14 protein-coding genes are annotated in these 14,473 nt (G+C 41.4%); 11 read left to right on the forward strand and 3 right to left on the reverse strand.

The genetic code is table 11. From position 1 onward, the window contains the following. Nucleotides 1-102 precede the first annotated feature (102 nt). The 11 genes from O3644_RS02935 (at nt 103) to sdbB (ending at nt 11,397) form a co-directional block, all read left to right on the forward strand. Entirely contained in the window at nt 103-2,667 is a 2,565-nt protein-coding gene (locus tag O3644_RS02935; RefSeq protein WP_371595011.1) for an SSURE domain-containing protein, read from the forward strand. 80 nt (nt 2,668-2,747) lie between these two features. After that, the gene (locus O3644_RS02940) at nt 2,748-3,446 is read left to right on the forward strand and encodes a response regulator transcription factor (protein WP_048764224.1); all 699 of its coding nucleotides are present in this window, start codon (nt 2,748-2,750) and stop codon (nt 3,444-3,446) included. Then, complete coding sequence (locus O3644_RS02945) at nt 3,443-4,477, forward strand: HAMP domain-containing sensor histidine kinase (RefSeq protein ID WP_048764225.1); 1,035 nt, start codon at nt 3,443-3,445, stop codon at nt 4,475-4,477. Before O3644_RS02940 ends, O3644_RS02945 begins: the two co-directional genes overlap by 4 nt. 143 nt (nt 4,478-4,620) lie before the next feature. Further along, nucleotides 4,621-5,331, forward strand: coding sequence for a thiol-disulfide oxidoreductase-associated membrane protein CcdA2 (gene ccdA2 / locus O3644_RS02950; protein ID WP_048764226.1), 711 nt, complete (start codon nt 4,621-4,623; stop codon nt 5,329-5,331). A 27-nt stretch (nt 5,332-5,358) separates the two neighbouring features. Further along, a complete protein-coding gene (locus O3644_RS02955; protein ID WP_048764227.1) occupies nt 5,359-5,679 on the forward strand; it encodes a hypothetical protein in 321 nt (106 codons plus the stop codon). A gap of 68 nt (nt 5,680-5,747) precedes the next feature. Further along, nucleotides 5,748-6,311 (forward strand): redoxin family protein, encoded by a 564-nt coding sequence (locus O3644_RS02960; RefSeq protein ID WP_048764293.1) that lies wholly within the window; start codon nt 5,748-5,750, stop codon nt 6,309-6,311. 15 nt (nt 6,312-6,326) lie between these two features. Further along, nucleotides 6,327-7,445, forward strand: coding sequence for a peptide-methionine (R)-S-oxide reductase MsrB (msrB, locus tag O3644_RS02965; RefSeq protein ID WP_048764229.1), 1,119 nt, complete (start codon nt 6,327-6,329; stop codon nt 7,443-7,445). A 59-nt stretch (nt 7,446-7,504) separates the two neighbouring features. Then, entirely contained in the window at nt 7,505-8,239 is a 735-nt protein-coding gene (locus O3644_RS02970; RefSeq protein WP_048764231.1) for a response regulator, read from the forward strand. Continuing rightward, a complete protein-coding gene (locus O3644_RS02975; protein ID WP_048764232.1) occupies nt 8,236-9,939 on the forward strand; it encodes a sensor histidine kinase in 1,704 nt (567 codons plus the stop codon). Before O3644_RS02970 ends, O3644_RS02975 begins: the two co-directional genes overlap by 4 nt. A 186-nt stretch (nt 9,940-10,125) precedes the next feature. After that, nucleotides 10,126-10,833: a thiol-disulfide oxidoreductase-associated membrane protein CcdA2 gene (ccdA2, locus tag O3644_RS02980; protein ID WP_045496866.1), complete on the forward strand. Its 708-nt coding sequence runs from the start codon at nt 10,126-10,128 to the stop codon at nt 10,831-10,833. A 12-nt stretch (nt 10,834-10,845) separates the two neighbouring features. Next, nucleotides 10,846-11,397, forward strand: coding sequence for a thiol-disulfide oxidoreductase-associated lipoprotein SdbB (gene sdbB / locus O3644_RS02985; RefSeq protein ID WP_015604721.1), 552 nt, complete (start codon nt 10,846-10,848; stop codon nt 11,395-11,397). A 48-nt stretch (nt 11,398-11,445) separates the two neighbouring features. Here sdbB and O3644_RS02990 read toward each other — a convergent pair whose 3' ends face one another. The 3 genes from O3644_RS02990 to O3644_RS03000 are packed head-to-tail and all read right to left on the reverse strand — an operon-like array spanning nt 11,446 to nt 14,258. Continuing rightward, nucleotides 11,446-12,678 (reverse strand): NAD(P)H-dependent oxidoreductase, encoded by a 1,233-nt coding sequence (locus tag O3644_RS02990; protein WP_048764234.1) that lies wholly within the window; start codon nt 12,676-12,678, stop codon nt 11,446-11,448. A gap of 22 nt (nt 12,679-12,700) precedes the next feature. After that, complete coding sequence (locus O3644_RS02995) at nt 12,701-13,309, reverse strand: NADPH-dependent FMN reductase (RefSeq protein ID WP_048764236.1); 609 nt, start codon at nt 13,307-13,309, stop codon at nt 12,701-12,703. A 19-nt stretch (nt 13,310-13,328) separates the two neighbouring features. Then, on the reverse strand, nt 13,329-14,258 hold the full coding sequence (locus O3644_RS03000; RefSeq protein WP_338107681.1) for an FAD:protein FMN transferase: 930 nt from the start codon (nt 14,256-14,258) through the stop codon (nt 13,329-13,331). Between the last annotated feature and the right edge of the window lie 215 nt (nt 14,259-14,473).

The following is a 14,473-nucleotide window of genomic DNA, read 5'->3' on the forward strand; positions in this document are numbered from 1 at the left end:
TTATAAGATAGATTTAAGAGAAATTTTAACTATTTCTTATCTCCATTTAATCTTAGGAGATTATACTAGATTCATAAAAAAACAAACCTAAAGGAGAATCTTATGAAATTCAACCTAAATCAAAAGTATGCTCGCTGGTCAATCCGTCGTTTAAGCGTGGGTGTGGCTTCCGTCGTAGTTGCCAGTGGTTTCTTTTTGCTAGTTGGTCAACCAAACACTGTACATGCAGATGTTCTCACTACGACTCCGACTGAAGTTCTTCAAACAGATTCATCATCACTAGAAAAGAATGAGTTGCCAGAGACAGTTTTAAAAGAAGGAGTGGATTCAACTCTTCCTGAAAATCAGTCAGCTTCAAAGGAAGTAGCTGATGAAACTATTTCTTTAGACAAGTCTAGCCTAACTCCAAAGGAAGAAGTAACAAAAACCAAAGAAGAACAGAATATTACAGAAGTTACCGATCAGAAAGAAGAAACTAAGCCAGTGGCAACTCTTGATGTAGTTTCAAACCAAGCTCGTGAAGCGGCTATTTCTCAATCAGTAACGACTCAAGATGAAGTTAAAAAAGGAGTTGAAGAAAATACTAAGGACTCAGTAGACGTTCCAGCCAGCTATTTAGAAAAAGCGAACGTTCCCGGTCCATTCTTGGCGGGTGTCAACCAAGTCATCCCGTATGAAGCTTTCGGTGGAGATGGTATGTTGACGCGTCTCTTGCTCAAATCTTCTGATAAGGCACCTTGGTCAGATAATGGAACAGCTAACAATCCAGCCCTCTTGCCATTTGAAGGCTTAGCGAAGGGTCAATACTTCTACGAAGTGGATTTGAACGGCAATACTACAGGTAAAGATGGACAAGCCCTTCTCGACCAACTTCGCGCTAATGGTACATATGATTACCAAGCGACTGTTAAAGTCTATGGTGCTAAAGATGGAAAAGCAGATTTGACCAATCTCGTAGCTACAAAAAATGTAACTGTTAACTTGAATGGCCTTATTTCAAAAGAAGCAGTCAAAGACTCAGTCACTAAAAATATCAAAGACCATATTGATGTCCCAGCTAGCTACTTAGAAAAAGCGAACGTTCCCGGTCCATTCTTGGCCGGTGTTAATCAAGTCATCCCGTATGAAGCTTTCGGTGGAGACGGCATGTTGACGCGCCTCTTGCTCAAATCTTCTGATAAGGCACCTTGGTCAGACAATGGAACAGCTAAAAATCCAGCCCTCTTACCACTTGAAGGCTTAGCTAAAGGTCAATACTTCTACGAAGTAGATTTGAATGGCAATACTACAGGTAAAGATGGACAAGCCCTTCTCGACCAACTTCGCGCTAATGGCACATATGCTTACCAAGCTACTGTTAAAGTCTATGGTGCTAAAGATGGAAAAGCAGATTTGACCAATCTCGTAGCTACAAAAAATGTAACTGTTAACTTGAACGGCCTTGTTTCAAAAGAAGCAGTCAAAGACTCAGTCACCAAAAATATTAAAGACCATATTGACGTCCCAGCCAGCTATTTAGAAAAAGCGAACGTTCCCGGTCCATTCTTGGCAGGTGTTAATCAAGTCATTCCGTATGAAGCTTTCGGTGGAGATGGTATGTTGACGCGTCTCTTGCTCAAATCTTCTGACAAGGCTCCTTGGTCAGACAACGGCACAGCTAAAAATCCAGCCCTCTTGCCACTTGAAGGCTTGGCGAAAGGTCAATACTTCTACGAAGTGGATTTGAACGGCAATACTACCGGTAAAGACGGGCAAGCCCTTCTCGACCAACTTCGTGCTAATGGAACTCACACTTACCAAGCTACTGTCAAGGTCTATGGTGCCAAAGATGGCAAAGCAGATTTAAGCAATCTTGTTGCGACAAAAAATGTGACGGTTGACATGAATGGTCTTATTTCAAAAGAAGCAGTCAAAGATTCAGTCACTAAAAATATTAAAGACCATATCGACGTTCCAGCCAGCTACCTAGAAAAAGCAAATGTTCCTGGTCCATTCTTGGCTGGTGTCAATCAAGTCATCCCGTATGAAGCTTTCGGTGGAGATGGTATGTTGACGCGCCTCTTGCTCAAATCTTCTGACAAGGCTCCTTGGTCAGACAATGGAACAGCTAACAATCCAGCTCTCTTACCGCTTGAAGGCTTGGCCAAAGGTCAATACTTCTACGAAGTGGATTTGAACGGCAATACTACAGATAAAGACGGGCAAGCCCTTCTTGACCAACTTCGTGCTAACGGAACTCACACTTACCAAGCTACGGTCAAGGTATATGGTGCCAAAGACGGCAAACCAGATTTGACAAATCTTATCGCGACTCGTCAAGTAACGATTCAGCTTCGTGGAAAAGAAATGGCTACAATACCATCTCAAGAAGGTCAAATGAATATGAAACCTTCTACAACACCATCTCAAGAAGGTCAGATGAATAAGAAGCCTTCTGCAACAGATTCTATGAGTACAGCTGAGGGTACGAAGGAAGTAGATCATCGCATGACTGATGTGAAGGGGGAACACCCAACTTCTAAGCCGATGGCAGATACGATGAAAAAAAATGATAAGCCTACGTTACCAAAAACTGGTGAAGCTCAAACAGCTACCATTGGTTTCTTAGGACTAGTTTTGGCAGGAATTCTTAGCCTTCTAGGTTTGAAAGAAAAACAAAAAGATTAAGGTTCAAATCATTTAAAAATTACTAAAAATAGTGTTATACTAAAGCCAGTATAACACTGTTTTTATCAGGAGATTGGCAAATGGGAAAGACAATTTTACTCGTTGATGATGAGATGGATATTCTAGATATTCAAAAGCGCTATCTTATGCAGGAAGGCTACCATGTTTTAGTGGCTCGAGATGGCGTGGAGGGGTTGGATCTTTTCAGAAAGAAATCTGTTGACCTGATCATCACGGACATCATGATGCCGAATATGGACGGTTATGACTTTATCAGTGAGGTTCAGTATATAGCACCTGATCAGCCTTTTCTTTTTATAACGGCTAAGATTAGCGATCAAGACAAAATTTACGGTTTGAGCTTAGGAGCAGATGATTTTATAGCCAAACCTTTTAGTCCGCGTGAGCTAGTTCTAAGGGTCAATAATATCTTGCGCCGACTGCATCGTGGAGGCGAGATCGAACAAATTGAGCTCGGTGATTTGGTGATGAATCATGCGGTTCATGAGGCTCGCATCGGAGAGCATTTTTTGGAATTAACAGTGAAATCCTTTGAACTGCTCTGGATTTTAGCTAGTAATCCTGAGAGAGTTTTTTCAAAGACGGAGCTTTACGAAAAGGTGTGGCAGGAAGACTTCGTAGATGATACCAATACCCTTAATGTTCATATACATGCTCTGAGACAGGAATTGACCAAGTATGCCAGTTCAGACACTCCTGCCGTCAAAACTGTCTGGGGTCTGGGGTATAAAATGGAAGGAGCACGAGGTATAAAATGAAATTAAAAAGTTACATTCTGGTGGGGTATCTGATTTCTAGCCTATTAACGATTTTGCTTGTTTTCTGGGCAGTCCAGCGAATGTTGATTGTAAAAAGTGAGATTTATTTCCTAGTTGGAATGACCTTGATTGCTAGTTTTATAGGGGCGGCAGTCAGTCTCTTTCTTTTATCGCCAGTATTTTCTTCCCTTCGGCATCTGAAAAAACAGGCTCAGAATATAGCTGACAAGGATTTTAGTACAGAGATTGACGCCAAGGGCCCTATCGAATTTCAAGAGTTGGGTCAGGCTTTTAACGATATGTCACATAATTTGCAAGAAACGTTTGAATCGCTTGATGAAAGTGAACGAGAAAAAGGAATGATGATTGCCCAGCTTTCTCACGATATTAAAACTCCCATTACCTCTATTCAGGCGACTGTGGAGGGGATTTTAGATGGAGTGATCAAGGAAGACGAGCAGATTCATTACTTGACTACGATTAGCCGTCAGACAGAGCGTTTGAATAAATTGGTGGAAGAATTGGATGTTTTGACTCTTAATGCCCAGCCTCGAATAGAATCAGATGGAGAAGCTGAAATAGTCTTTCTAGATCAGCTATTGATTGAGGCTATGAGTGAATTTCAACTATTGATTGAGCAGGAGGAGCGAGACATCTACATTCAAGTGTCTCCTGAGTCAGCGAAAATTAAGAGCCATTACGATAAACTTTCCCGTATCTTGGTCAACTTGCTAAATAATGCCTTTAAGTACTCAGACCCTGGAACTAAAATTGAGGTCGTGGCTCAATTAACTGAGCAAATCTTGACAATAAGTGTGAAAGATGAAGGACAGGGTATTGCTCCTGAGGATTTGGATAAGATTTTCAAACGCCTTTATCGTGTAGAAACATCTCGTAATATGAAGACAGGCGGGCATGGTCTGGGTCTTGCTATTGCGCGTGAATTGGCTCATCAGCTGGGTGGAGAAATAATGGTTGAAAGCCAGTGTGGCCTAGGAAGCACTTTTACATTTACTCTCAACTTAACATAAATCTACAGAAATTAGTAAACGTTTTCAATTCTTGATTTAGCAAAGATAAAACCAAATTCAAGTTTTTTCAAATCGATCTCCCTATTTTTAGGGGGATTTTTATTTTATACTAGAGTCAGAAAATTGATAGAGAGGTTTTTGAAATGGCAACAAGTTTTTTGTTCTTTATTTCTGTTTTTCTGGCGGGGATTCTTTCCTTTTTCTCCCCTTGTATCTTACCGCTGATGCCAGTCTATGTGGGGATTTTGCTGGATTCGGATCAGCCGAAAACGGTTCGGTTTATGGGAAAAGAGATTTCCTGGTATGGATTGGTTAAGACGCTCTGCTTTATAGCAGGTCTATCTACTGTATTTTTGGTTTTGGGCTATGGAGCTGGCGCTCTAGGGCAAGTCCTCTATGCCCCTTGGTTTCGCTATATTCTGGGTGGAATTGTCATTCTACTGGGAATCCACCAGATGGGACTTATCAATATCCAACAACTGCAAAAGCAAAAGAGCATCCAACTTAAAAAGAATAGTAAAAGAAGAGATTTTCTTAACGCTTTTCTCTTAGGCATCACCTTTAGCTTTGGTTGGACGCCCTGTGTGGGACCTGTTCTGAGTTCTGTCTTAGCAATTGCTGCTTCTGGCGGTAACGGCGCTCTTCAGGGAGGCTTACTTATGTTGGTTTATACACTAGGATTAGCACTTCCGTTTCTAGCCATGGCTTTGGCCTCTGGCTGGGTATTACAGCGCTTTTCGAAACTCAAACCTTATATGGGAACGCTTAAGAAAATCGGCGGGGCACTCATCATCCTCATGGGAATCTTGCTTATGCTCGGAAATCTAAACGCTTTAGCATCGCTATTTGGATAAATATTATATAATTAAAGGAGAAATATCATGAAAAAAATCGCTACCCTTACAATGGCTACTCTTAGTATCATTGCCTTGGCTGCTTGCTCCAGTCAAAAGTCAAATTCAGACATGAAAAAGATGGATGACAGCAGCATGACGAAGAAAGATGATATGAAAAAAGACGACATGAAGAAGGAGGATATGAAAGACTCCAGCATGTCTGATGATAAAATGAAAAAGGATGACATGAAGGACTCGTCTATGATGTCCGATAGTAAGTCTGACATGAAAGATGATATGAAATCAAGCGATTCAAGCATGAAGGATGACATGAAAGATTCATCTGAAATGTCATCTGAAAAATAAAGTTATCAATAAGGGTGGAAGTCGTCAGTTTTGTCGGCTTTCTCCTTATTTTGAAAGGAAAGAAAATGATGAAGAAACTATCGATTTTGACTGCCAGTCTGCTTTGTGTCGGCTTATTGGGAGCTTGCTCAAATCAGCAAATGAATTCGGAAGCTTCTAAAAATGATAAAAGTTCCATGACTAGTAAGGCAAATTCTAATCAAGCTACAAAGATGGCCAAGGATTTTAGTCTGCAAGGAGTGGACGGCAAGACCTACAAGCTGTCTGATTTCAAAGGCAAGAAAGTCTATCTAAAGTTTTGGGCTTCTTGGTGCTCTATCTGTCTATCCACTCTTGGAGATACCAATGATTTGGCTAAGGAGCAGGAAGGGAAGGACTATGTCGTCTTATCAGTGGTATCTCCGACCTTTAATGGAGAAAAGTCAGCAGATGATTTTAAGAAATGGTACAAGTCTTTGGACTACAAAGACTTCCCAGTTCTCATGGACACCAAGGGAGAATTGCTGAAAGAATACGGTATTCGCTCCTATCCATCTGCTCTCTTTATCAATAGTGATGGCTCACTTGCTAAAACTCATGTAGGCTATATGAGCAAGGAAGATATTGAGAAAACATTGAAAGAAATCAAGTAGAAAGGAGTAAAGAGCATGGAAGGCAAATGGAAGATTTTTCTAGTTTTGGTTGGCTTGCTTGCCTGTTTTGGTCTATTTTTCTTAATCAAGGGCTCCATGTCTATTAACCCATCTCAGGCCAATATTGAGCAAATCAAGAAAGCCTCTATGAGCAAGACAGAAGTGACTAAACAAAAGAAAGAAGATGTCAAGGAAGAGGACAAACGGGAGATTTATCTGGCTGGCGGCTGTTTCTGGGGAGTAGAGGAGTACTTTTCTCGTGTGCCAGGTGTCATTGATGCTGAGTCTGGCTATGCAAATGGTAGGAGCGACACGACCAAGTATGAATTGGTCTCTCAAACTGGTCACGCTGAAACGGTAAAAATTACTTATAACGTAAAAAAAATATCTCTAAAAGAAATTCTGCTTCATTATTTCCGCATTATTGATCCAACTTCTAAAAACAAGCAGGGAAATGATCAGGGTACCCAGTATCGGACAGGTGTTTATTATAAGGATGAAGCAGATTTGAATACCATCAATCAAGTTTTTGATGAAGTTGCTAAGAAATATGATAAGCCTTTGGCTGTTGAAAAAGAGTCTCTGAAAAACTTTATCAAAGCAGAAGATTATCATCAGGATTACTTAAAAAAGAATCCTAATGGATATTGCCATATCGATGTCAATCAAGCTGCTTATCCTGTTATCGAAGCTAGTCGCTATCCTAAGCCTAGCGATGAAGAGATTAAGGCTAAGCTCTCGCCAGAAGAATACGCAGTCACACAAAAGAATGACACAGAGCGGGCCTTTTCTAATCGCTATTGGGATAAGTTTGATGCTGGTATCTACGTGGATGTGGTGACAGGCGAGCCTCTCTTTTCATCAAAGGATAAGTTTGATTCAGGCTGCGGTTGGCCGAGTTTCACACGCCCTATCAGTCCTGATGTTGCGACTTACAAAGAAGATAAGAGCTTCAACATGACACGGACGGAAGTTCGTAGCCGGGTTGGAAATTCACATCTGGGCCATGTTTTCACAGACGGTCCTAAGGACAAGGGCGGCTTGCGTTATTGCATCAATAGTCTGTCCATTAAGTTCATTCCAAAAGCTGAGATGGAGGAGAAGGGCTACGGTTATCTGTTGGATTATGTTTAAGAGCATTTTGATTGAAAATTTGCTATAATAAATCCATCTAAAATAAGGAGTTGAATCTTGTGTATTCAATTATAATTGTAGAGGATGAGTATCTGGTAAGACAGGGGATTGCGTCCTTAGTAGACTATGAACAGTTTGGTATGCAAGTCATTGCCCAGGCTGAAAATGGAAGAGAAGCTTGGCAGAAATTTCAGGAAAATCCTGCTGACATTCTGCTGACCGATATCAATATGCCACAGATGAACGGTCTCGAACTGGCCAAGCTAGTCAGGGACCAGGCTCCTAAGTGCCATATTGTTTTTTTGACGGGCTATGATGACTTTGACTATGCTCGGACGGCCATTAAGCTAGGTGCAGATGACTATCTGCTAAAGCCTTTTTCCAAGGATGATGTTGAGGAGATGTTGGCCAAGGTGCAGACTAAACTTGATAAGGAACGTAAAAAAGCCCAGATTCAAAATTTGTTTGATCAGGGACAGCACTCTGAGTTGGAAGAGGCTATTCATGCGCGTCTAGCTGATTCAGAGTTAAGCCTGAAAAGTTTGGCTTTCCAATTGGGGTTTAGTCCGTCCTATCTTAGCGTTCTTATCAAAAAAGAATTAGGCTTGCCCTTTCAGGATTATCTGATCCAAGAGCGGATGAAAAAAGCAAAGCTCTTACTCCTGACCACAGATTTGAAGATTTATGAAATAGCAGAGCAGGTTGGTTTTGACGATATGAACTATTTTTCTCAGCGCTTTAAGCAGGTGGTTGGGCTGACACCTCGGCAGTTTAAAAAAGGAGAGGAGAAATGAAACGTTATCCGCTTCTTATCCAGTTGATTGTCTATATTTTTCTGCTGGTTCTTTTACTCTTAGGGTTTGTTGGAAGTCTTTACTATCAGACTAGCTCGGGGACTATTCGGCAGCTGACAGAGCGGACGACGCGCAATAGCATGGAGCAAAGCGGGCAGTTCATTGCTTCCTATTTGCAAAAATTAAAACAAACCACCTCTACACTGAGTAAGGAAGAAACGATTCGTGAATTTGCTCAGAATCAAGAAAGCAGCGAAACGCCAGTACAGGCTTTGATGAAAACCATTATTGAGACAGATCCGGATTTGGTGTCGGCAGTACTGGTTACCAAGGACGGGCGCGTGGTCTCAACAGATTCTCAAATTAGTATGCAGACATCTTCTGATATGATGAATGAAAAATGGTATCAGGAAGCTGTTCATACCAAAGCCATGCCTGTCTTGACTCCTGCTCGCAAAGAGTCCCTGTCATCTGAGAAGGAAAAGTGGGTTGTTTCCGTCACTCAGGAAGTAGTGGATGAAGCAGGTCAGAATCTCGGTGTTTTACGTTTGGATATCGGCTATAACAGTCTCAAAGCCTATCTGGATCGGCTTCAGCTAGGAAAGAAGGGTTTTAGTTTTATTGTCAATAGCCAGCATGAATTTGTCTATCATCCTAAGAAGAGTGTTTATTCCTCTAGTCAGGAAATGAAAGCTATGCAGCCCTATATCTCGGTCAAGGACGGTTACGCAGACCAGAAACAGGCTTTTGTCTATCAAATTGATATCGCAGACAGCGACTGGACTTTAATTGGCGTTGCCTCATTAGAGCAATTGCAGATGCTTCAGTCACAGATGCTTTATTCTTTTATGGGACTGGGCGTTTTAGCACTCCTGATGTGCTTGACTGGTATTTGGTTTGTCCTGCGTTTGTGGATTAAGCCTCTGCAGAATCTGCAGGCTGTCATTCTGAAGATTGGCGCAGGTGACTCAAACCTGCGAGCGGAAGCTAAGGGTTCTCCAGAGTTGGTTGACTTGGCTCAGCAGTTCAATAAAATGCTGGATCAAATTGAACAGCTGATGGAAGCTGTCAAGGCTGAAGAACAAAATGTCCGTCGTTATGAGCTCCGAGCTCTCTCGGCTCAAATCAACCCCCATTTCCTTTATAATACCTTAGATACAATTGTCTGGATGGCTGAGTTTAATGACAGCAAGCGTGTTGTTGAGGTAACAAAATCACTCGCCCAGTATTTCCGCTTGGCGCTCAATCAAGGACATGAACAGATTTCTCTTAAAGATGAGATTGATCACGTTCGTCAGTATCTTTTTATCCAGAAGCAGCGCTATGGTGACAAGCTCCAATATGAGATTGAAGAGGATGAATCTCTAGCTGATTATAAATTGCCCAAGCTGGTACTCCAGCCCTTGGTTGAAAATGCCATCTACCATGGTATCAAGGAAATTGACCGACAAGGCATGATTCGGGTGACGTCGAAAGCAGAAGAGGGGCGGCTGATACTGTCTATCTATGACAACGGCCGAGGCTTTGATGTCAACGCCTCTATGGATGCGACTCTCCTTCGCTTAGGTGGTGTTGGTCTGAAAAATGTCGATCAACGCTTGAAACTGCAGTTCGGAGAAGACTACCATATGGAAATCCAGTCCGAACCAGATACATTCACCCAGATTAGCCTTTATTTGCCACTAGATTCAGATGATTAAGTTCGCTATCCTTCAGTACTCCAGCCGGAAAATTTCCGGCTTTTTTGCTGTTTAGGAACGAAATAGTGTTTTGACAGACGGCTTCTCCGATAAATGATACTAGAATGAGGATAGTGTAGCAAAATGTGGAAAAATTTAAATCGTTTGTTATAATAATATTGAAAACACATCTTAAAGGAGGTTGGGATGGAGTCTGGTTTATTTTTTGTTTCGGTCTTTTTGGCTGGAATTCTCTCGTTTTTCTCACCCTGTATCTTTCCCTTGTTACCAGTCTACATAGGGATATTGCTGGATGAAGAAGAGCCTAGAGAAGTCAAGTTTTTAGGCAGAAAGATTGCTTGGACTGGTCTGATCAAGACCTTGTGTTTCATTGCTGGAATATCTTTAGTTTTCTTCCTACTAGGCTTTGGTGCAGGATTCCTAGGCAGAGTGATTTACGATGAGAAATTCCGTTATCTGATGGGGATCATCATCATTTTGCTCGGAATTCACCAGATGGAGCTGATTAATATCAGGCAGTTACAATTCCAGAAAAATGTGGAATTTAAGAAGAACAGTCGTCGGAATGATTTTCTTTCAGCCTTTTTACTTGGTATTAGTTTCAGTTTTGGTTGGACACCTTGTATTGGCCCTGTCCTTAGTTCGGTTCTGGCTCTAGCTGCCTCTGGAGGAAATGGAGCTATCCAGGGAGCGCTTTTAACACTGGTTTATACTTTGGGAATGGCCTTACCATTTCTCATCTTAGCTTTAGCTTCTAGCTTCGTTATGCGGTATTTTTCAAAAATCAAACCCTATATGGGGCTAATGAAAAAAATTGGAGGAGCCTTAATTATTTTTATGGGAATCCTTCTCATGCTCGGGCAGTTAAATGCTTTATCAGGAATTTTTGGATAAAAGGAGAAAAAGATGAAAAAAATTCTTTCGCTAGTTGTTGCTTCGATAGCTTTTCTGACACTATCAGCTTGTTCATCTGATGAAAAGGGGATGGATAGTCAAAGCCAGTCCAATACAAGTGTCCAATCGCTGGTTGCAGTTGGTCAGGAGGCACCGGACTTCACTCTTCAGTCGATGGATGGAAAAACTGTCAAGCTTTCTGATTACCGTGGAAAAAAAGTCTATCTGAAGTTTTGGGCTTCTTGGTGCGGACCTTGTAAGCGAAGCATGCCAGAATTGGTTGAGTTAGCTGGTAAAAAAGACCGTGATTTTGAAATATTGTCTATTGTAGCACCGGGCCTCCAAGGAGAGAAGTCTGTTGAGGACTTCCCAAAATGGTATCAAGAACAAGGATATAAGGATGTGCCCGTTCTATTTGACACGTCTGGTGCAATCTTCCAAGCCTATCAGGTTCGCAGTATTCCAACAGAAATCCTTATTGATAGCCAAGGAAAAATTGGGAAGATTCAATTTGGAGCAATCAGCAACGAAGAAGCAGAAAAGGCCTTCAAGGAAATGAAATAAAATAAAAAAGAATGGATGTAAAAATCCATTCTTTTCATTCTGTTCTGATTAAGCACTAGCGCCAGATGTTGCATCGGCATCTCCACCGCCGTGACCACCGCCAGTATCTGAAGCACCAGAAGTGGCATCGGCGGCTGCAGCTGCAGGAGCAAAAGGACCGCTTCCTCCAACCAAGCGTTGACCAGTTGTTTTTAGATACCAATCTAGCCAAGGCTGGAAGTTGAAGACGATTTCGTTGATACCAGCGTAAGATCCGTCAGGATAGTACATTGCTTGGTAGTTGTGGGTATTGATAACACCTGCTGGTGAGCCAGGCACGATTGTACGAACATACTCTTGATCACCGTTACGAAGAACACCAACTACCCATTCCACGTTCTTCATGCGGGCAGCAGGAAGAGAGTTGTGTAGAGTTGAGAGACGGCCACCTGATTGGGATGGTACACGTTTAGCAAACATAGTGTCTGGATCTTGATGAGCGTTGTTATAGTAAAGGAACTGGTTGTTATCATCTGCGTAAGTCAACTCAAACGGCATAGCCTTTAAGAACATGTCGATTTGGTTAACAGTCAGGATACCATGGTCAAGCTTGACATAGGTATCGCCAGAAACAGCACCAACAGCTTTTGCAGCTTTTTCTACCCATTCTGGATCGTCAGGGTCAACTTCTGTGATGGTTGTTGCGATTGGGTTCGTGACATCTAAGTCTTCAGGAGCAATTGGTTTAGGTTTTTTCAATTTTGAGACTACCTCAACATATTTAACAAAGTTATCTAAGCAAGATTCAAGGAATTTAACAGTTCCTTCGTTTGTGATGTTGCCTTTATTATCAAAAGCTTCTTTCGCTTTACCAAGAAGGAATTCATTTCCTGGTAAAGTATAAGCATTGACACCTGGAGCATCCAAGATCTTACGCAAATGTACTTGGGCACGAGACGTTCCTTGGTCGTAGTAGGAAGCTCCCACAATCATGACAGGTTTGCTTTCAAATGGGTGAACTTCATAAGAGAGCCATTCAAGGACGCTTTTGAGAGCTGCTGTAATGGTGTGGTTGTGCTCAGGAGTGGCAATGATGACACCGTCAGCGCGCGTGATGCGGTTGTACAAAAGGCGCAGCTGGAAGGATTCGTCCCATTTTTCATCTTGATTAAAGAGTGGAACTTCATCAATTTCCAAGACTTCTAATTCAAATTTGAGTTTAAATTGTTTTCTGATGAATTCTAGTAATTTACGGTTGTATGATTGGTCTGCATTTGAGCCGACAAGTCCAACAAATTTCATGTGATTCTTTCCCTTCTAGTTCTTACAATTTTTCCCAGTCAAAGTTTTCAGCTTCTTGATGAAGAAGTGCTTGGGCGCTTGATAACTTTTCTGTAATTTTAACAAACAAACGGAAGTCATCAAAAAGAGCGTCTAATTTTTGAATGGTTTCGAGGTCAATCAAGTCACCATTTTTATCAAAGGCTTGAAGTGAGTGAGAAAGTAGGAATTCAGAACCTGGCATAACAGAAGCCTTGAGTTCTGGCGAATCCAAAATTTGACGGAGTTGTAGTTGGGCGCGAGATGACCCTAGAGTTCCATAAGAGGCTCCTGTAATCATCACTGGTTTACCAAGTAGTGGATAGATACCGTAAGACAACCAAGCCAAGGCACTCATAAGAACAGCGGGAATAGAGTGGTCATATTCAGGCGTTCCGATGATAACACCATCAGCAGCTTCAATTTTCGCAGCGATCTCTTTAACGATTTCTGGCACTTGCATATCAGCCGGTTTGTTGAAAATAGGAATATCTTTGATTTCAATCAACTCGATTTCTGCTTTATCAGCGAAATGCTTTTGCATGTATTGAAGGAGTTGGCGGTTGGTTGATTTCTTTGAGTTTGTACCAACTAGACCGATAAATTTTAACATAGTAGGTTCCTTTCTGGATTTAGGATAAGATTTCTGGGCTGAGACCAGATGAATAAAAAATTTGATGATTTTCTGTAATAACGAAGGCTTCGATTCCATTTTCTTGTTCGACTTTTTCTAAGATGGAAGTAGGGTTCTCCCCGAATAAACGGGTTGTCCATATTTCACCATCGACGGACTTTGATGAAACAATCGTGAGACTAGCTAGTTGATTGTCAATTGGGTAGCCTGTGGTACGGTCAAAAATATGATGATAAACCCTGCCATCTACCTGCAGTTTTCTTTCATATATTCCTGAAGTCACGACAGACTGATTCTGAACGGACAGAAGAGCTAGGTTGTTTCCACGTGGCAAGATTGGATTTTGAATGCCAATCCGCCAGCAACGATTATTTTTTTCATTTAGACCAATGGTTAAGATATTTCCACCAAGATTGATGAGGGCAGAAGTGACACCTTGTCCCCGTAGGAACGCAGCGATTTTATCCGCAATATAACCTTTGGCAAGGGCGCCTAAGTCGATTTTAATGCCTTCCATTGTCAGAAAAACACTGGAGGCAATTGCATCTAACTCGATACACTCAGGGTCAGTGAGTGACAGCGCTTGCTTGATTTCTTCTGGACTGGGAACTTTTGCATCTGCAAAGCCAATTCGCCAAGTTTGAATCAAGGGTCCCAAGGTAATATTGAGATGACTGTCCGGAGCGAGACTATGTTTTTTTCCCAACTCAATCAACTCAAACAAATCAGGATGGACACAAACGGGATGTTTACCGGCAGCGTGATTGATTTGCATGAGCTCAGAGCTGTCATCATTTGCACTAAAGCGCTTTTCGTACAATCTAAGAAGTGAAAACACTTGATCCAGAAGACTGTCAGCATCTTCATGGAGAATCGAAATAGTAATAGTTGATCCCATTAAATGGATGGACCTAGACTTAAGATCCACTTTTATCACAACCTTCCCTATTAAATTTCTTAATCGTCTCTATTAGTATACCATAAAGATACCGTTTTCACAATTGTAAATATATAGTATTTTCAGAAAAATTGAAATTTTTTGCTTAAATTTATGGAGAAATCGAATTTATTTGCCATATTTTTAAAAATTCTGAGCATATATCTTGTAAACGCTAACAGATACATGGTATACTAGTTTGGTAA

It is taken from the genome of Streptococcus sp. 27098_8_113 (assembly GCF_041432545.1).
In the GTDB taxonomy this organism is placed as follows: Bacteria; Bacillota; Bacilli; order Lactobacillales; family Streptococcaceae; genus Streptococcus.